The sequence below is a fragment of the uncultured Psychromonas sp. genome, assembly GCF_947489755.1.
Classification (GTDB): domain Bacteria; phylum Pseudomonadota; class Gammaproteobacteria; order Enterobacterales; family Psychromonadaceae; genus Psychromonas.
Genome location: NZ_CANLFB010000004.1, coordinates 48,079 through 67,258, shown reverse-complemented (window position 1 = coordinate 67,258; position 19,180 = coordinate 48,079). Strand labels below are relative to the sequence as shown.

The following is a 19,180-nucleotide window of genomic DNA, read 5'->3' as shown; positions in this document are numbered from 1 at the left end:
TGCCTATCAGAACAATTTAAAAGTACATTTCTCTTGCAAGATAAGTACTTAATAACTGCCATTAAAATAAGCCACAATCTGCGGGAAGAATTCGTAGAGACTAATACAAATTAACCAGAACCAGGCGCTTAACCCTAACCGTTGAATGGCTAAACTGACTTTATCTGCCGTTGGTTGGTTATTAATACCGATGCTGGCATAAGTAACTTTCTCTGAGGCATATAAACGGACACCACCGAGTTGTGTTTGAATACTTAACGCAAAACTACTTAACAATAAGCCAGAAGAAAAATGGTGCCAATCAACACTTTGCTTGAATTTTTTAAAGATATGCTTGATCGGTTTATCATACAAAGAAAATGTAAAGCTCACGAGTATATGTACAGGTAATTGAAGTAGTCTGGTAATGAAAGAGGGTATTTGACCAAAAACCTTATACAGCGCTAATTTACAATTCCATTGTTGTGTACAAATATGCATGAGTTGATAAAACAAAGCCCCGTAAATACCGCTGACTAAATACCAAAAAATAACGGCAAACCATCCATTGGTTAAATGCAACACGAGAGATTCAATAGTGGCTTTATTGGTGCCTAATAAAGACAACGGTTTTGTTTCACGTAATGTTAGCGGCGACAGAAATAACTTTGCCGTAGCCAAACTATTATGTCGTAGGTCGCTGTCAATCTGCTTATAAACATGCATTTTATCGTGCCAAGATAACAAGCTATACATCACCACGACATCAATCATAAAAGGTTTAAACGCCACGACATATAATTGGCTGATGATTAAGACGATGGGAAAGTATATTAATGAAAAAGCAAGTAAACTAGCTAATCGCTTATACCCATCACTGCGTTCTGGTAAGTTAACTTTGACTGCTATTTGCTTGAAGATAAGTGAAAAAGCAGAAAGGGGATTAAGATCTTTAGGTAATGAGAAACAAAACGAACACAGCGCAGCAAACATAAAGCTGAAATAAACGCTGTGTTGTTCCATTAATGCTAATGTGTCCTGCATTAATTGATTCTATCTACAATCGCTTCCACTAAAATAGAGGCATTTTTAGCGGCTACAGGTAAGAACTCTTCAAAAGAAAGCTCTGATTTTTTACCGGCAATATCAGACAGTGAACGAATGATCACGAAAGGTACTGAAAACTGAAAGCAAACTTGTGCAATTGCAGCGGCTTCCATTTCACAAGCAGCCATCGTTGGGAAGTTTGTACGTGCTACTTCTGCTTTTACTGGATCTGCCATGAAGATGTCACCAGTACAAATTAACCCTTTGATAATGTTTAGCCCTGGTAATGTTTGTGCTGCTTGTTCTGCAATTTCAATTAATGAAGGTGTAGCTTCAAATGCGGGTGGTAATTGTGCCATTTGGCCTATTTCATAACCAAAAGCGGTTAAATCTACATCGTGAAATCTTACTTCTGTTGAAATGACAATGTCACCTACATTTAAATTTTTATCATAACCACCGGCTGAGCCCGTATTAATGACAGTGTCTGGTGAGAATTTTTCTAACAATAAAGTCGTTGCAACCGCCGCTGCTACTTTACCAATGCCTGATTTTGTTAAAATAACTTGTTTGCCGTTAAGGTCACCTTGGTAAAACTCACAACCTGCAATGCTAGTTGTTGTTACGTTGTTCATTGCTGATTTAAGGATGCTAACTTCTTCATCCATTGCGCCAATAATGCCTATTTTCATGTAATTTTCTCTTTGTTATATCAATAAAGGTCTAATGCTACCATATTGTTTGCTATATCTTCACTCTAAGGTTTTTTTGTGGCAAATAACTGTGTAAAATCGCGTGTAATTAATATGCTAGCAAACTAGGAAAAAGCAAATGAATGCCTTACTCGAAGATTTAAAAGCGCGTGGTCTAATTGCCCAAACAACCGCCGATGAAGAACTACATGAACATTTATCTAGTGCGAGCCGTACCTTATATTGTGGTTTTGATCCTACTGCTGATAGTTTACACATTGGTAGCTTAGTGCCTTTATTGATTCTTAAGCGTTTTCAAGAAGCTGGCCACAAGCCGTTAGCATTAGTAGGTGGCGCAACTGGCTTAATCGGTGACCCAAGTTTTAAAGCGGCAGAGCGTAAATTAAACAGTGATGATATTGTTGCCAATTGGGTAGACTCAATTAAAAAACAAGTGAGTGCATTCATTGAGTTTGGTGAAAAAGACAATGCCGCTGAAGTGGTTAATAATTTAGATTGGATCCAGAAAATGGATAGCATCTCTTTTTTACGTGATGTGGGTAAACACTTTAGTGTGAATGCCATGATTCAAAAAGAATCTGTTAAACAGCGTATTGACCGTGAAGGCGCTGGGATTTCGTTTACTGAATTCAGTTACATGTTATTACAATCTTATGATTTTGCTGCATTAAATAAAGAGAAAGCCTGTACGTTACAAATTGGTGGTTCTGACCAATGGGGTAACATTACCGGTGGTATCGATTTAACACGCCGTATGAACCAAGAAAAAGTATTTGGTATTACTATGCCGTTAGTCACTAAAGCTGATGGCACTAAATTTGGTAAGACTGAATCAGGTACCATTTGGTTAGACCCGACTAAAACATCGCCGTATGCATTCTTCCAATTCTGGATCACAACATTAGATGCCGATGTTTATAAATTCTTACGTTACTTCACTTTCTTGTCTATTGAAGAAATTGCAGAGATTGAAGAAAAAGATAAAACCATTAAAGGACGTCCACAAGGACAAGCTATTTTAGCACGTGAAGTAACACGCTTAGTACACGGTGAAGAAGGATTAGCATCAGCAGAACGTATTACTGAAGCATTATTTTCGGGGAACTTAAGTAGTTTGAGCGAGTCTGATTTAGCTCAGTTAGCGCAAGATGGACTTCCTGCTACCGATGTTGATACTGAAAGTGCCTCTATTGTAGAGTTATTAACGAGTTGCGAATTAGCCGCGTCGAATAAAATGGCACGAGAATTTGTAAACAATGGTGCAGTGATGGTGAATGGAGACAAAATTACTGATACCGAAGCAACTATTCAAAAAGTAGATGCTTTATTCTCACGTTACACATTAATTAAACGTGGTAAGCGTTTATTTAATCTATTTATCTGGAAATAAAAGAGAATCTATATGATCTTAAAAAACTACACCTTAAAGAGTAATGCTTTAAAAAATATTATGTTAAAAGCATCTGTTGGTACGTTGGTCGGTTTATCTTCTTTTGCAGCATTAGCGGCAGATGAAACGGAAGAAACATGGGTGGATATGAGCGATCCTACTGCTGTTTATTCTAGTGCTACGATTGGTGGTGGTACTGAAGGTATTGATTTGTCTGCTAGTTATGGTGGTTATTTAAGCGGCGTGTACAAACAACGTTTTACTGTTGCAGCAAAGCATGACTTAGATTTTTATGAAGTAAATTATTTATTATTAAATGCGAGGTCTAACTCTGGTGTAACTTTTGATAGTAGCTGGAGTAAAGATATTCGCGCCGATGGTAAAGATTATGATGATGTCAACGATACTTCTGTTGGTGTTTTTGCCAAGCTTGCTTTTATGGATGATCACATTAACTTTTATCCTAAAGTCAGTGTTGGGTATTTATGGGCAGATGAGATCGAAGATACTACTTATGTGAAATTTGATGCAACGACTCGTTATAAGTTTAATCGTATGTATTGGGTTGGTATTACGCCAAGCTACGCTTATGGTTTTAAAGGTGCCGACCTTAATGAATGGGCTGCAACGATAGACGCAGGTGTTCAATTATCAGATGTATTTGGCTTTAGTGTTAGTGCAAATGACGACGAAGAGTTTACTGCAAATATTACTTTTGCATTCTAGTATTTCGTATTGATCTCAATGACTAGCTGAAACCGTTGTTTTAAGCGAATAAAAAGCCTGATTATTATCAGGCTTTTTTGTGTTTATTTTAAAGGTAAATCAGACTCTTAATTAAGAAAAGGGTCTGACTGTGATTGATTAAAACACTTATTTTCTTAAAGAAGATGACACGATTGATAAGAATTCATCTTTAGTTTTCTTGTTAGATTTAAACAAACCTCTCAATGCAGAAGTGACTGTTGTTGAACAGATTTTCTGAACACCACGCATCTCCATACACATGTGTCTTGCATCAATCATCACGGCAACGCCTTTCGGTTGAAGGTGTTCGTTTAATGCATCACAAATCTGTTCTGTTAATTGTTCTTGAATTTGTAAGCGTCTTGCGAATACATCTATTACTCTAGGGATTTTAGATAGGCCAACAACCTTACCATTAGGAATATAAGCAACGTGTACTTTGCCAATAATTGGCAACATGTGATGCTCACATTGTGAATAAAACTCGATGTCTTTAATTACAACCATTTCATCATTGGTAGAAGTGAACAGTGCTTTTTGAAGAATTTCTTTTGGATCTTGAGTATAACCGCCACACATAAATTCAAAGGCTTTTCTTACTCGAGAAGGGGTGTCTACTAGACCTTCTCTCGTTGGATCTTCACCTACATGTTCAAGCATTTTTTTAACCGAATTCTCGAACTCTATATTTTTGTCCATGAAATATTTCCTTTAACTTTTATTATATTTTTATATGTGAATCTAAGAGATGAAACGGAGAATGTATCCATTGAATTAGGCTTGTTATAACCATTCAATTACCGCTATTAATAAGCTTAATTTAAATAAAAATCATGGTGGCAATGTTTATAAATATCAGCTTTTATTTCAATGACTGCCATTCATCTTATTGAGACCAGACACTTAACTTTATTAATTTTGCGTATGTTATCAGTATTCATGACCAGCAAGAAACAAAAAAGCTCGAATTAAAGTTAGGGTTTTCATGTTTAATCATATTATTTGACAGACAAGTGATAGAGAGAATTCGATATTAATTCGAAAGACAATTCAAATTGAAGATAACTAGATAACTAGATAACTAGATAACTAGATAACTACATAACGATATAAACGCTTTAACAGATTTATATTGAACTTATCATCCCGTTTAGCCGTACGCTTTTTTTACAAAAAAAAAGTGTAGGCAAAAAGCTGGCAAAAAAGCAGGTAAATAAATAAGTTTTTAGGTAACTATTTTGACAAAAAATGACTCTTTATTTAAAGGTTGGTTAAATAAGTATAATTATTGCAAATAGTAATGATTGTTATTATTGCTTATGATGTTTTATTACTTTATGATCTGTAATGTTAATAAAAATAACGAAGTTGAGGAGTGCGCCTCACTTTTATAAACAAATATTTGGATATTTTCAATGAAATTTTTTCGTCATATTTTTCTTTTTTCTTTTGTCGCTGTGATGGCGGTTAATTCTTTCGTTATAGCAAGCGAAGCCCCGAGGACTTCACCATTAGATGCTGATGGTTTTAGTGTTGAAATGAACGACCCTCGTTACACTAAATTAAAAACCTATCTTGTTGAAATGAAAGATGGTGTTTTAACGCCTGCTGAATTAGTAGTACCAGAAAAAACTAAATTCCGTTTAGTAGTACGTAATCTTGGTAATAAACCTGCTGAATTCGAAAGTAATCAGCTGCGCCAAGAGAAAGTGTTATTTATGAATGCTGAAACGACACTAGTGATTATTCCATTAGACGCTGGTACTTATGATTATTTTGATGATTTTGCACCAACAACACACGGTAAAATAATAGTTAAAGCTAAGGATTAAAAGATGGGACAAACAATTTTTGTTGTCTGTAGAGAGAGCATTGAAGCACTCTTAGTGATCGGAATTCTTTATGCTTGGATGGATGGAAGAGCGGATGCAGCAACAGGTAAAAAATGGTTGTTTGCAGGCGTCGTGGCAGGATTTGGTTTAGCAGCGTTATTAACATTAACGTTAATTGGTGTCTCAGATTTATTAGGTGGTGACAGCCGAGCTTGGTTTGAAATCGGCATGTTAGCACTTGCAAGCGCGTTGATTGTACAAATGGTGCTGTGGATGCGAGTCCATGGACGTACATTGAAGAAAGATCTGGAAGCTGGATTAGAAAAAAGCCTACAGGGCAAAAAAAGCTGGTGGGGAGTATTCTTCTTATCAATGATTGCGGTAGGGCGTGAAGGCTCTGAAACGGTCATGTTCCTATACGGTTCACTTTTACAGTTGGGGACACTGGCGTCTTATATTAGTTTCTTCAGTGCGGTAGCAATCGGTCTTGCTCTAGCGATGGTGATGTTTTATGCCTTGCAGTTAGGTGGGAAATTTATTTCTTGGAAATGGTTCTTTAAAGTGACAGAGATTATGTTGCTTTTCCTTGGCTCTGCATTGTTTTTGGCAGCTTCTGAAAAATTATTAGGTGGCCCGTTAGCCGCGACAGATTTACCAGGTTGGTTATATAGCAACATCTGGGATATGAGTAGTGTGCTAAGTGATAGTTCTGTATTTGGTAATTTATTAGCTTCACTATTTGCTTACCGCTCACAACCGATTGGTTGGGATTTAGCTGTATTAGGCACTTATTGGATTGGTGTGATGGTTATTCTTAAATGGCAGTTTCATAAGAAGCATGAGCCAATAGTGCAAGTCACAGCAGAACAAGCTTAATGCATTTAGCATCAAACAGTTAGCGTCAAAAATGAATTAGAAAATTTATATACACAAATTGCAGAACACAATTTACACAGTTGCAGGAAGCAATTAACACAATGCGTTTTATTGATAACAATAAAGCTCACTAACGTTTTTAATGTACATCTAGGAGTATAAAAGTGAAAAAGACAATGTTAAGCACGATGATCGCAGGCGCTCTATTAGTTTCAGCTTGTAACTCAGAACCAGAAAAACCAGTCGTACCGGAAACTGCAGCGCCAGCTGTTGAAGCCGTTGCTAAGACTGAAGCTGTTACAGCTACAACAGGTTTATCAAATGCTGATAAATTAGCGACGTTATCAACTTATGCAAACATTGCTTCTGCTAACTACTCAGATGCTGTGACAGATGCAAAAACATTACAAACAGCAATCAGCGCTTTTGTAGCAGAACCAACAGAAGCAACATTACAAGCAGCTAAAGATGCTTGGTTAGTGTCTCGTGAAAGTTACGGCACAACAGAAATCTTCCGTCTTTCAAATGGTCCTATCGATGCTGAAGACGGTTGGGTAGCTGAAACTTACGGTGGTGTTGAAGGCGAGCTTAACTCTTGGCCTTTAGATGAAAACATGATCGATTACACTATTGATGCTAACAATGAGCGTACTACTGGTAACATTATTGATACTGTAGGTCTGTTTACACCAGGCGGTGAAGATGTAACAGCGGTTGACGTAACAACATTAACACCTGAAGTATTAGGTGAATTGAATACTAACGGTGGCGATGCAAACGTAGCTGCTGGTTACCATGCCATTGAATTTATGCTTTGGGGTCAAGATCAAGATTACAACAACATGATTGAAGACACTATCAGCAATGGCGCAATGACTGCTGGTCAACGTCCATTAACTGACTTCACAATAGATAAACTAGCTAAACGTCGTCTTGCTTACCTTGGTTCTGTTGCAGAAAAAATGGTTGATGATTTATCAGTTGTAGCAAGTGCTTGGGAAGATAAAGTAAGTGGTGATAAAGGCCTTTACCGCGCTGCTTTATTAGAGCAATTAACGGGAGATCAAGCGTCTAAAAATATCGAGCTATCTACTGCATTAAAACAAATCTTTGCAGGTGTGGGTGTCTTCTCTAAATCAGAACTCGCTAACGAACGTATTGCTGTTGCAGTACTAACACCAAGTGAAGAAGACGAGCATTCATGTTTCTCTGATAATACGCATCGTGATATTGCATTGAACTATCAAGGCATTAAGAACGTATTACTAGGTGAATACAAAGGCGAGAAAGTAGGTCCAGCTTTCATTGATAACTTATCAACTGAAGAGCAAGCTGAAATTGCTACATTAATGGCTGATATTGAAACGCGTATTGCTACCATCAACACATTAGCGACAACAACAATGCATTTTGATTACCAGATTCGTCCAGAAAACGAAGAAAGTGTACAAAACATTGTTACGCTTAAAAACCAATTACGTCGTCTAGGTGACCAAATGGTGACAGTGTCTAAAGCATACGGAATTTCATTAACAACTAATGATGTTACTGATGCTGAAGAAACACAACTTTAAAGCGATGTAACGGATGATACTGTAGTCAATGTTATTGTAATAAATAACATACAGTTAAGTTATTAGTTTAAACGCCACTATCCGGAATCGGTTGGTGGCGTTTCTCGTTACCTATAGGTGTAATTTATTTTGAAAGTGAAGCATGAAAATCAATTCTAATAAGGCAGTAAAAAACACACTCAACGGCATTTTTTTGTTTATTGCATCGAGTCATTTTGTGCATAGTGAAACGAGCGTCAGTACAAATAATACGACTAGCAAGACTGCTAGCAATATCAATGCAGATGAATTTACCAATGCACGCGGCAGTAAGCCTTTTTCTCATCAGATTAAGATGAACGATACAGAATTTGATCAGTATATTCTTGGCCGTTCTTTTTTTACTATCCCATGGGTAGAAGCACCCAGTGCAACAACTGCACGCGATGGGCTTGGCCCACATTTCAGTTCGAATACTTGTGTGAGTTGTCATGTCAATAATGGCAGTGCGCCAACCATTAGTGACGAAAACCAACCATTACGTAGTTTAGTGTTTAAGTTAACACAGCCCAACAAACATGCATCCCGTTGGTTAGTGAATAATCTTGATACGCCAATGCATGATAGTGTGCCTGATCCTGTTTACGGTGCCCAAGTGTCAATTAGAGGCAACGGCAAGGTAAAACCAGAAGCACAAACAAGATTAAAGACTGAATCTCATCCTTTTATCTATCCTGATGGGCAATCTCTGACACTCACTACTTTTATCCCGTATTTAGATAAATTAGCCTACGGACCGTTAGCGAAAGACACTGTGATTGCACTAAGACAACCGCCGACATTAGCGGGTCTAAGATTAATAGAACAAGTGTCAAATGAAGATATCCTGACATGGGAAGATCCACTTGATGCGAATAAAGACGGCATTAGTGGCCGTGCAAATTGGTTAAACGCACCAGACCAAGCTGAAAAAATATTAGGGCGAATGAATTGGAAAGCCAGTGCCCCGAATATTGCTGGACAAACGGCCAATGCCGCTGCACATGATTTAGGTTTAACTAACCCCTTTTTCCCTGAAGAACTTTGCCAACCAGCACAAGCTGATTGCATTGCTGCACCGCGAGGGGATAAAACAAGGTTAGGTAGTTTAGATTTACCTATGTTGCGTTTACAAGCGATTGCGTCTTTCATTCGCGACCATAAAGCACCTAAAACGGTCAACTTGGATAAAAAAGGACGTGACGGAAAAGCATTATTTGAAGACGTCGGTTGCGGCGAGTGCCATCGCTCAACATTAACGACCGCTAAAGGTGTTGAATTTCACCCTTATTCTGATTTACTCTTGCACGATATGGGGGAGGCACTACAAGATGGACGCCCAGAGTTTCTCGCCACTGAACGAGAATTTAGAACTGCGCCTTTATGGGGAGTAGGGGCACGTGTTCGTGCACAACATCGTTTTTTACATGATGCACGAGCAAAAACACCGGAAGAAGCGATTCTTTGGCACGGTGGAGAAGCCGAAAAGGCAAAATTAAAATTTACTAAATTAGATCAAGCAGAGCGCTTGGCCTTGTTACACTTTCTGGAGCAATTATGAAAATTTTTATCCCCCTGTCAGCTATTTTTTTACTTAGCGTACCTCTGACTAGCTATGCTCAGCTGAGTAATGCACAGGAAAAAGACCCTTATGCTTCAATCTATGACCATGTTATCCAGCAAAATGCAGATAACGCAGTGCAATATTGTGCAGATTTACAAACGTCTTTAGAAAGCAAGTCAAGTGATGTTCGCCACCAAGCATTTGTAAAAATGGCTGAAGGGTGGGGACGAGTACAAGCAAGTTACATACTTGGCGATTATGATATGAATGCAATGGATTACCCACTAATGGTGGATTACTTCCATAGCGGTAATGAAGATATTCATGCCAGCATCGAGCGTTTAGTTGGTCGTGATTCAAAACCTGCTACGGCATTGTATAAAAACTCCTATAAAACCATGGGCGCTATCGATTCTGTTATGTTCAGTGGCGAATGGTCTGAGCGTAGAAAAGCATTTGCAGAAGTGATGGTGGCGAACGTGTGTAAACGATTTACACAGATAAGTGACGGATATAAAGCCAATCGCGATGCGTTCCTTTTCGATGTAGATAGAGGTTTGTCATTGGTCGTCAATGCTGAAATTGAACATATCTATAAAACACGAGATTGGCGTATTGCACAAGTGAGTGGATTAACAAAGGCCAACCTGGGTGAAACTAAACCAGAGCATCAACAATATCCTTATAGCCAAGCATCGTGGGCTTTTATTGGTGGGATTTTAGAAACTAACAAACAACTTTTAGGTGAAGATCAACAACCGAATGTAGCAACGATTGCTTATGATAAGCACGGTAAAGAGGGCATTAATGCAGTGCAAGTCGCATTAGAAAACTCGTTAACTGCTTACAAAAATACACCCGTTGATCATAACTTTAATTTAAATGACATGATCCCAATTTTTCAGGGATTGTTAGATGTTCAAAAAGCCTTTTACAGACATTTAGTGAGTCAAATTGGCGTATCAGCGAATCTAATCGATGCAGATGGCGATTGATACACCCTTATCGGTATTTCTGAACGGTGGCCAACGGATTTTTTGGGGGTACCTTGTCGTTAGTGCTGTCATTGCGATTGGTTGGTATGTCTTTAAAGTGGGGGCTATTTCAGCGCCCAAGTTAAAGGCTTATTGGCTGAATGCTGATTCAAAACTAGATTATCGTTATTTTATATTCAATTGGATATTCAAGGCATTATTTATTGTGCCTGTTCTCTTGTCAGCGAACACCGTTGCCCTGTGGACTCTGAATTGGTTGAATTCAGAATTCGAGCCTTTATTTTTGTCATGGTATTATCGCGATATTATTGTGGCGTATACGTTAACTTTGTTTGTACTCGGAGATTTTAGCCGCTATTGGTTACATCGTTGGTTGCATACTAATCGTTGGTTATGGAAATTTCATCAGGTGCATCATAGTCCTGAATCGTTGAATCCATTGACATTTTATCGCTTACATCCAGTAGAAATTATGCTGTATGCATTACGTAATGCATTGGTTGCTGGCGTGGTCACAGGGATATTTGTCTTTTGCTTTGGCGCGCGAATTAACCTTTATTCGGTATTAGGTGGGAATGCCTTTGTGGTCATTCTCTTTTCTTTTACGGGAAACTTGAGGCATAGCCATATTCGCTTGAGTTATGGGCGTTGGTTGGAACGTTTATTAATATCGCCAGCGCAGCATCAAGTGCATCATCAACAAGAAAGTATGCGTAAAAACTATGGTAGTGTATTGGCGTTATGGGATTGGTTATTTGGCTCATTACGATTAACAAAAGATGCACCAGTAACAAACAAATTTGGTTTAGGAGAAGGGAGAAGGCAAGATTTTGATAGCGTATTCAAAATTATGGTTCGCCCCTTTTTTAATATATTAACAAGTATCAAACGGACATTTCAGTGAAAAAATTTCTTTATCTATTAGTGATTGGCTTGGCGAGTACTCAGCTGAATGCTGCACCGCAAATGACAGAGGCGCAAATAGGGCAACTACTGTTTTTAGATCCCTCTTTTTCTAAAAATAGAACCATGTCTTGTGCAACCTGTCATGAGCCTAACAATAGCTTTACAGATCAACGCCAAAATACCAGTGGTCAAATGGTCTCAATCGGCGATGATATAAAATTATTAGGCTCTCGAAACACACCTATGGCCGCTTATGCGAGTACTTCACCGGCATTTCACTTCGATGAAAAGCTACAAGAGTACGTCGGTGGTCAGTTCTTAGATGGCCGCGCAGATACATTAGCGATTCAAGCGATGGGGCCACCTGTAAACCCAGTGGAAATGGGACTGCCGAATGGGCAGACTGTCGTGCAACGCATCCAAGAGAATCCTTTCTACGTTGAAAACTTTAAACGCTTATATGGTAAAGGGGTGTTTGATATGGTTGACGGTAAGGAAATGTCACCTGCATTTGAAGCCTTTGGTAATGCGTTACAAGCATTCCAACAAACCGATGAGTTTGCTACCTATGACAGTAAATACGATCGCTTCTTAAAAGGTGAGTATGAATTAACGGTATTAGAAGATTTAGGGCGCACCTTATTCTTTTCAAACAACAATGTCAGCTGCAATACCTGTCACATGCTAAAAGTAGAAGATAGTAAAAAAGAACCCTTTACTAATCATCAATACCGTAATATTGGTGTGCCAACCAATGCGCAACTGCTGGCGTTCGGCCATTTAAAAGCAGACTTTATTGACCATGGTTTATTAGAAAATCCTGCCGTAGACGATCCTAAGTACGATGGTAAATTCAAAAACCCATCATTGCGTAATGTCGCTGTGACAGGACCTTATATGCACAATGGTGTATTTAAGGATTTACGTACCGTGATGGAGTTTTATGATCATTTTAATAATCCCAAACGCACTATTAACCCTGAAACAGGTAAACCTTGGCGAGCGCCTGAAGTGCCTAACACAGTTGATTTAGCAGACTTAAAAGCACAAGTACTCACGGACCGTAAGATTGATGCATTAATTGCTTTCATGAAAACCTTAACCGATAAGCGCTTTGAACCGCTATTAGAAGCGAAAGACAAACTGGAAAAAGAGAAAAAAGCTGCTAAGTAACTCATTTACATTTAACGTGTTTAACACACATTAATAGAGAACAAGGATTGTATAGCATTCGTTTATTCAATCGTTGTTTTCTTACCGTTTAATCTTCCCTTTAAAGTGTCGGATTTATTAACACTTTAGCAAGTTTATTTTTCTATAATAATCTTATTCCTTTATAATCAATGCTTTTTTGTTTTGGCATGATTAGTGCTTTATCTGCTCGTTATAGGTAGTTTTGCCTAATTTAATTTTTACAGGAATAGATTAATGAGAAAAATCATCTCAATATTAGTACCATTGTTATTTTCAATGGCAGCACAAGCAACAGTGATGAGTTATAAAACAAGTGGACACCATACTTCTGGCACTAATACCATTGGAACAGTAAAAACATATCAAGATAGTTTATATATATATTCAATTGACGGTAAGGGTGATAGTAAAGTGAGCACTTTTGCTGGAGTAGAGCAGGGGGCTTTTGACAGCATTTCAACAGGAAACGCACTATCGGGCTCTGCATATCAAAATAGTGTAACAGTGGATACAGGGTCAATTTTTTCATTTGATTGGTTGTGGTATAGCGTTGAAATATCAAATTCATTCTATAATGATTTTGCGTTTGTTAACTTGAGTCTGGGCGACCTCAATTGGCTTGCAGATACATCGACACCTGATTGGGAAACTGGCACTTTTGAATGGGCTGCTACCGAGTCAGGTTTATTAACCTATACCGTCGGGGTATTCAATGTTAATGATGATACTGTTAAATCAAAATTAATCGTTAATAATTTTTCAGTGTCAGATCCTGTTTCAGTACCTGCTCCTGCTATGTTAGGACTGTTTGCTTTAGCTGTACTAGGTTTTTCTATTAACCGCCGTAAAAAGTTAGTTAGTCTCTAGATAGATAAAAGCTTAGCGCATAAAAAAACCATTCAATTTGAATGGTTTTTTTGTTTTAGGCTTATCACTTTCAGCTTAGTTAATACGTTTGTACTTAACACGTTTAGGCTCTAATGCCGCTGCACCTAATGTTTTCTTCATCCACGCTTCGTATTCACTGTAGTTACCTTCATAGAAGTTAACTTGGCCTTCATCACGGTAATCGATGATGTGCGTTGCAATACGGTCTAAGAACCAACGGTCATGTGAAATCACCATGGCACAACCTGCAAACCCTAATAGTGCATCTTCCAGTGCTCGCAATGTTTCGATATCTAAATCATTGGTTGGCTCATCGAGTAACAATAAGTTACCGCCAGACTTAAGCAATTTAGCTAAGTGTAAACGACCACGTTCACCACCGGATAAATCACCTACGATTTTAGATTGGTCAGAACCTTTAAAGTTGAAACGACCTAAATAAGCACGACTCGGAATTTCAATATTACCCACTTGAATAATGTCACTACCGCCAGACACTTCTTCAAATACAGACAGTTTGTCATCCATATGATCACGGAACTGGTCAACACTCGCCATTTGTACTGACTCACCGACAATGATTTCACCAGAATCAGGTTTTTCAGTGCCGTCTAACATTTTAAATAACGTTGATTTACCTGCACCATTGGCACCGATAATACCGACGATCGCACCTTTAGGAATACTGAAGCTTAAATCGTCAATTAACACACGACCATCAAATGATTTAGTTAAGTTATTAACATCGATAACTTGATCACCCAAACGTTGGCCTGTTGGAATAAATAGCTCGTTTGTTTCATTACGTTTTTGGAAGTCTTGATTATTAAGCTCTTCAAAACGAGATAAACGCGCTTTGCTTTTAGATTGACGTCCTTTTGCGTTTGAACGAACCCATTCCAGCTCTTGTTCAATTTGGCGTTGACGTGCCTTCTCTTGTCCTGCTTCTTGTTTTAAACGCTCATCTTTTTGCTCTAACCAAGATGAGTAGTTACCTTCCCAAGGGATCCCGTAACCACGGTCTAACTCTAAGATCCAACCGGCTACATTATCAAGGAAGTAACGGTCATGGGTAATGGCCACAACAGTCCCTTCATAGTCATGTAGGAAACGCTCTAACCATGCAACAGATTCAGCATCCAAGTGATTGGTTGGTTCGTCTAGTAATAACATGTCTGGTTTTTCAAGTAATAAACGACATAACGCAACACGGCGACGCTCACCACCAGACAGTACTTTTATCGGTTGATCCCACGGAGGTAAACGCAGGGCATCAGCAGCACGTTCTAATTGGTTATCAAGGTTATGACCATCGTGTGCTTGAATAATATCTTCAAGTTGACCTTGGCGTTTTGCTAAGGCATCAAAATCGGCATCTTCTTCAGCGTAAGCTGCATAAACTGCATCTAACTCTGTTAATGCAGACTTCACTTCTGAAACAGCTTCTTCGATTATTTCACGAACATTTTTTTCAAGATCTAATACTGGCTCTTGCGGTAAGTAACCGATTTTTGTACCCGTTAACGCGCGCGCTTCACCATCAAACTCTTGGTCAACGCCAGCCATAATACGTAATAGAGTCGATTTACCTGAACCATTCAGACCTAACACGCCAATTTTAGCGCCAGGGAAAAAACTTAATGAAATATCTTTTAGAATCGTACGTTTAGGTGGAACCACCTTAGAAACGCGCGACATAGAATAAATGAACTTATCAGGCAATGCTTGAGCCATGGGGAATCCTTTATAATGAATAGAATAATTGCCATCTATTGTAAGTATCTACTAATCAACAAGCAACAGAAGGGGATCGCTTAGATAATTAAAATTGCTAAAAGTAGATTAATGATCCAAGCAATTGTGTAAATGCTTTTATATTTGATCTTTAACTAAGTCTGATACTTTATTTTCTCCTTTCTCAAATAATCCTTTTACAACGCCAAATTTGTTTATCTCAGGTTGGTTTTGACTTAACTTCCATTGTCCTTCGATTGAATCAATTGAAATTTCGATACCTACAATAGCTGGAAGCATTTTATTTATATAGGTCTCTGGAGCATCTGTGATGGACCATGGTGTTGCTTGATTTGATTCATGTTCATTGGTCAACGTATTAATCATGTTATAGACCCATTGTTGATCGTGGATAAATGAAATGTTGCCTTTTACATGAACGACGACATAGTTCCAAGTAGGCACTGCTTTTCCTGACTCTTTTTTTGTTGGGTAATAATTCGGAGAAATATAACAATTTGGTCCATTAAAAATAATAAGGACTTCTGTACCGTTTTCGACAGATTCCCATATTTTATTAATTTTAGCGATATGAGCCTGAATGACATCCTTACCGTTAACCTTAGTCAGAATAACCGGCAAATGATTAACCTCAATACCTGATTTAGAATGTGTTATTAATGTTGCAAAAGGGTACTCTCGTATGACGTTCTTTAACTGAGTTTCTTCTTCTTGCTTGAATTTTTGTGGTATATGCATATTCATCCTTGTATGCCAGCGTGCTATTGAGTTAACTAAAATAATTTGCCTAATTGCACAGAGAATAGGCGTTTTTGGTGGACTAACATTTCTTTTATAGGCAAAACATAAGCTCTGATTTCTATTTTAGGACTGCCTGATTCTGTGCTTTTTATATTTTTATTCTATTTTTACTACTTCATTATAAAAATTATTAAGGCCCTCACTTAATTTAGCCTCAAAATGACTGGCTTCACTGATTTCACCATCTACTAAAACACTGCCTAGTAATGGAATTGAAACATAAGCATTTTCGATGATATTTCCAGACATTGTTTTCAATACTTCTTTTAATACATCCAAACCATGATGAGCACGTGGCGCTGTATTTATTATCATAATTGGGCTATCAGGAAATTCAAAACTACTCACTAGCCAATCTAATACATTCTTCATGGGAGCACTGATTCCATGTGCATATTCTGGACTAGATATGATTAAACCAGAGGATGCATTAAGTTCTAATTTAATTTTATCAAGTGCAGGAATAATACCGGGCTCTAAATCAGGGTTAAACAAAGGTAGCTTACTTATGTCACCAATAATAATTTCAATATGTTCTGGAGAAATATTTGAAATCATTTTCAAGGCGGCTGAATTATAAGAATTTTTTCGTAGGCTACCAGATATGGCGAGCAATTTTATTTTTTTCATATAATTCCTCCGCTATGATGAAATATCAACGTCCAGTTTAGTTGCTGTTATATTTTTACAAGCTTAGAAAGTAATTATAAACACCCGTTTCTTTTTCATAACCAAGTGATTCATATAATGCTTGAGCAGTGACGTTATCTTCACATGTTTCAAGAGCAATACCTTTCGAATTTTGTTTATTAGCAAATTCTCTGGCTGCTTCCATTAAAGTTTTACCTATTCCTAAACGTCTCGCATTTGACGATACGTACAGATCATTTAATACCCAGCTAGAGCGAGCAGAAACAGATGAAAATATTGGATACAACTGAGTAAAACCTAAAGCATGCCCATTTTTATCATAAGCATAAAAAATAATAGAGTCTTTGTTTTTTAAACGTTCAGAAATAAAGTTAACAGCCAATGGTAAGTTGCTTTCTTGTTTATAAAAAACACGATAAGCATTAAACAGTTCACTAACTTCATTTAGGTTTTCTAATACTGCACGTTTTACACTAATATTCATTATTACTCCTTGAGGTTTAACGAGATGATAGAATTTTTTCAGGGGAAATACATTTTTCTGTTTTTGTTTTTTAAAATAATGGCTTATAAGTTTTCATTGGTTTATGACAATAGCACTATTATACAGTCTTAATGCCCGTATAATATGCGGAACATGTCGGATGCTTTTGTACGTATTTATTCTTATGCAAAAATAGGACAATGTGAAATGTCAGGTTTTATGGACTTGTTATTAAGTTTGCTTATCAGCAGGATGATTTACACCATCATTTGTAACTACTTCACCTAGCTCAAAAGGATTTACTCCCTCAAGGCAGCCAATATTAAACCCATATTCATTTGGGCTCGAACGACGTTGATGATGAGTATAAATTCCGCATTTAGAACAGAAGTAATGCTTAGCAGTGTTAGTATTAAACTGGTAAAGTTTTAAAACATCGGCGCCTGAGATTATACGAATTCCATCTAAAGCAACAGATCCTACAATTGCACCTTTTCGTTTACAAATAGAACAATCACAACGCCTAGGTTTCTCAATTCCATTTGGAAGTGACAATTCTAGTGTAACGGAACCACAATGGCAGCTTGCCAAATGCTTCGCTTGTATTTTCTTGTCTCCGATATATTTGATCATTGATGCTATTCCTTTGTTTCATAAAAATATTATTAGGCTTGGATTCAGATCATAAGTGCATAACTTCAATAGGTAGAAAAAGTGGTCAGCTGAATAGTTGCTTATCGCTTTTTCTCCGGCAAGAGATGCAACAATGAAAACATATAAAACAACTGACCTATGCGCAACGATGCCAGGTTTATGCTCTAAAGAAAATAGGCATGAGTCAAAATAAAATAGCTAAACAATTGAATGAGAGTCAATCGACGCTTAGTAGAGAGTTTGCTCGCAATACAGGCAGCGAGGTTACCGTATTAATCAAGCTCAACAAGCAACAGTTAAACGCTGTATTGAAGCCCGTAAAGCAAGAAAAATGACATCTACTTTGATTGCATTAATAAATGTAAAACTAGGTGAAAAATGGAGCCCTGACCAAATTTCAGGATGGCTTAAGAAAGAGCATGATATCAGTATTAGCTATGAAACTATTTATCAACATATTTGGTCCGATAAGCGGAGTGGTGGTCAATTATTCCAACATCTGCGTCGAAAAGGTAAGGCTTACCAAGCCCGCAATAAAGATAAACAAGCTGGTCGAGGTTTTATCAAGAACCGCGTCAGTATCGATGAGCGACCTAATATCGTCGAGACACGTAGCCGAGTTGGTGATTGGGAAATAGATTTAGTCATTGGTAAAGGACACAGCGGCGCATTAGTGACGATTGTTGAGCGTAAAACGCGTTTTACAGTATCGACACGTATTGATAATAAATCAGCAAACACGGTCACTGCGGCGACACTTGCATTATTAAGACCATTTGAAGATGCAGTCTTAACCATCACCGCTGATAACGGTAAAGAGTTCGCTTACCACGAAGAGTTAACCAAAAATCTAAAGTGTACAGTCTATTTTGCAGATCCCTACTGTTCATGGCAGCGAGGATAAATGAAAATACGAATGGCTTATTACGACAATATTGGCCAAAATCTACCGACTTCAAAGAAGTATCGAATTCGATAGTGAAAGAGGTAATAGTGAAGCTCAATGACAGACCAAGAAAGAAATTAGATTACAATACGCCAGCCAAATTAATGGCTGAACATATGGCAGCTATAGCTGCTTAGTTGTTATGCACTTCAGAGTTGAACCTGCC

20 protein-coding genes are annotated in these 19,180 nt (G+C 37.8%); 12 read left to right on the top strand and 8 right to left on the bottom strand.

What is annotated here, in order from left to right; all coding sequences use genetic code 11:
• Nucleotides 1–48: 48 nt before the first annotated feature.
• Entirely contained in the window at nt 49–1,023 is a 975-nt protein-coding gene (locus Q0794_RS03345) for a cobalamin biosynthesis protein (protein WP_298940118.1), read from the bottom strand.
• Entirely contained in the window at nt 1,023–1,718 is a 696-nt protein-coding gene (gene mtnN / locus Q0794_RS03340) for a 5'-methylthioadenosine/S-adenosylhomocysteine nucleosidase (RefSeq protein WP_298940117.1), read from the bottom strand. The genes Q0794_RS03345 and mtnN overlap by 1 nt, the downstream gene beginning before the upstream one ends.
• A 139-nt stretch (nt 1,719–1,857) precedes the next feature.
• Between mtnN and tyrS the strand changes: the two genes are divergently transcribed.
• Nucleotides 1,858–3,129, top strand: a complete 1,272-nt coding sequence (gene tyrS / locus Q0794_RS03335) for a tyrosine--tRNA ligase (RefSeq protein WP_298940116.1) — start codon at nt 1,858–1,860, stop codon at nt 3,127–3,129.
• 12 nt (nt 3,130–3,141) lie between these two features.
• Nucleotides 3,142–3,855, top strand: coding sequence for a hypothetical protein (locus tag Q0794_RS03330; RefSeq protein ID WP_298940115.1), 714 nt, complete (start codon nt 3,142–3,144; stop codon nt 3,853–3,855).
• Nucleotides 3,856–4,002: 147 nt separating this feature from the next.
• Here the strand turns inward: Q0794_RS03330 and folE are convergent, their stop codons facing one another.
• Nucleotides 4,003–4,575 (bottom strand): GTP cyclohydrolase I FolE, encoded by a 573-nt coding sequence (folE, locus tag Q0794_RS03325; RefSeq protein WP_298940114.1) that lies wholly within the window; start codon nt 4,573–4,575, stop codon nt 4,003–4,005.
• A 716-nt stretch (nt 4,576–5,291) separates the two neighbouring features.
• Between folE and Q0794_RS03320 the strand changes: the two genes are divergently transcribed.
• The 8 genes from Q0794_RS03320 to Q0794_RS03285 all read left to right on the top strand — a co-directional run bounded on the left by Q0794_RS03320 (nt 5,292) and on the right by Q0794_RS03285 (nt 13,702).
• A complete protein-coding gene (locus Q0794_RS03320; protein WP_298940113.1) occupies nt 5,292–5,708 on the top strand; it encodes a cupredoxin domain-containing protein in 417 nt (138 codons plus the stop codon).
• A 3-nt stretch (nt 5,709–5,711) separates the two neighbouring features.
• Nucleotides 5,712–6,584, top strand: coding sequence for an FTR1 family protein (locus Q0794_RS03315; RefSeq protein WP_298940112.1), 873 nt, complete (start codon nt 5,712–5,714; stop codon nt 6,582–6,584).
• 164 nt (nt 6,585–6,748) lie between these two features.
• The gene (locus tag Q0794_RS03310; protein WP_298940111.1) at nt 6,749–8,158 is read left to right on the top strand and encodes an imelysin family protein; all 1,410 of its coding nucleotides are present in this window, start codon (nt 6,749–6,751) and stop codon (nt 8,156–8,158) included.
• Between the two features lie 142 nt (nt 8,159–8,300).
• Entirely contained in the window at nt 8,301–9,737 is a 1,437-nt protein-coding gene (locus tag Q0794_RS03305; protein WP_298940110.1) for a di-heme oxidoredictase family protein, read from the top strand.
• Entirely contained in the window at nt 9,734–10,735 is a 1,002-nt protein-coding gene (locus Q0794_RS03300) for an imelysin family protein (RefSeq protein WP_298940109.1), read from the top strand. The genes Q0794_RS03305 and Q0794_RS03300 overlap by 4 nt, the downstream gene beginning before the upstream one ends.
• Nucleotides 10,725–11,639 (top strand): sterol desaturase family protein, encoded by a 915-nt coding sequence (locus Q0794_RS03295; RefSeq protein WP_298940108.1) that lies wholly within the window; start codon nt 10,725–10,727, stop codon nt 11,637–11,639. The genes Q0794_RS03300 and Q0794_RS03295 overlap by 11 nt, the downstream gene beginning before the upstream one ends.
• The gene (locus tag Q0794_RS03290; RefSeq protein WP_298940107.1) at nt 11,636–12,814 is read left to right on the top strand and encodes a cytochrome c peroxidase; all 1,179 of its coding nucleotides are present in this window, start codon (nt 11,636–11,638) and stop codon (nt 12,812–12,814) included. The genes Q0794_RS03295 and Q0794_RS03290 overlap by 4 nt, the downstream gene beginning before the upstream one ends.
• A gap of 255 nt (nt 12,815–13,069) precedes the next feature.
• Entirely contained in the window at nt 13,070–13,702 is a 633-nt protein-coding gene (locus Q0794_RS03285) for a PEP-CTERM sorting domain-containing protein (protein ID WP_298940106.1), read from the top strand.
• A gap of 75 nt (nt 13,703–13,777) precedes the next feature.
• Here the strand turns inward: Q0794_RS03285 and ettA are convergent, their stop codons facing one another.
• The 5 genes from ettA to Q0794_RS03260 form a co-directional block, all read right to left on the bottom strand.
• Nucleotides 13,778–15,457 (bottom strand): energy-dependent translational throttle protein EttA, encoded by a 1,680-nt coding sequence (gene ettA / locus Q0794_RS03280; protein ID WP_298940105.1) that lies wholly within the window; start codon nt 15,455–15,457, stop codon nt 13,778–13,780.
• Between the two features lie 138 nt (nt 15,458–15,595).
• A complete protein-coding gene (locus Q0794_RS03275; RefSeq protein ID WP_298940104.1) occupies nt 15,596–16,216 on the bottom strand; it encodes an FMN-binding negative transcriptional regulator in 621 nt (206 codons plus the stop codon).
• 159 nt (nt 16,217–16,375) lie between these two features.
• The gene (locus Q0794_RS03270; RefSeq protein ID WP_298940103.1) at nt 16,376–16,909 is read right to left on the bottom strand and encodes an NADPH-dependent FMN reductase; all 534 of its coding nucleotides are present in this window, start codon (nt 16,907–16,909) and stop codon (nt 16,376–16,378) included.
• A 55-nt stretch (nt 16,910–16,964) separates the two neighbouring features.
• On the bottom strand, nt 16,965–17,414 hold the full coding sequence (locus Q0794_RS03265) for a GNAT family N-acetyltransferase (RefSeq protein ID WP_298940102.1): 450 nt from the start codon (nt 17,412–17,414) through the stop codon (nt 16,965–16,967).
• 231 nt (nt 17,415–17,645) lie between these two features.
• Nucleotides 17,646–18,047, bottom strand: a complete 402-nt coding sequence (locus tag Q0794_RS03260; protein WP_298940101.1) for a GFA family protein — start codon at nt 18,045–18,047, stop codon at nt 17,646–17,648.
• A gap of 200 nt (nt 18,048–18,247) precedes the next feature.
• Here Q0794_RS03260 and Q0794_RS03255 point away from each other — a divergent pair, with 200 nt between their 5' ends.
• Nucleotides 18,248–18,403, top strand: coding sequence for a hypothetical protein (locus tag Q0794_RS03255; protein WP_298940100.1), 156 nt, complete (start codon nt 18,248–18,250; stop codon nt 18,401–18,403).
• On the top strand, nt 18,340–18,972 hold the full coding sequence (locus tag Q0794_RS03250) for an IS30 family transposase (RefSeq protein ID WP_366522499.1): 633 nt from the start codon (nt 18,340–18,342) through the stop codon (nt 18,970–18,972). Before Q0794_RS03255 ends, Q0794_RS03250 begins: the two co-directional genes overlap by 64 nt.
• Nucleotides 18,973–19,180 lie beyond the last annotated feature (208 nt).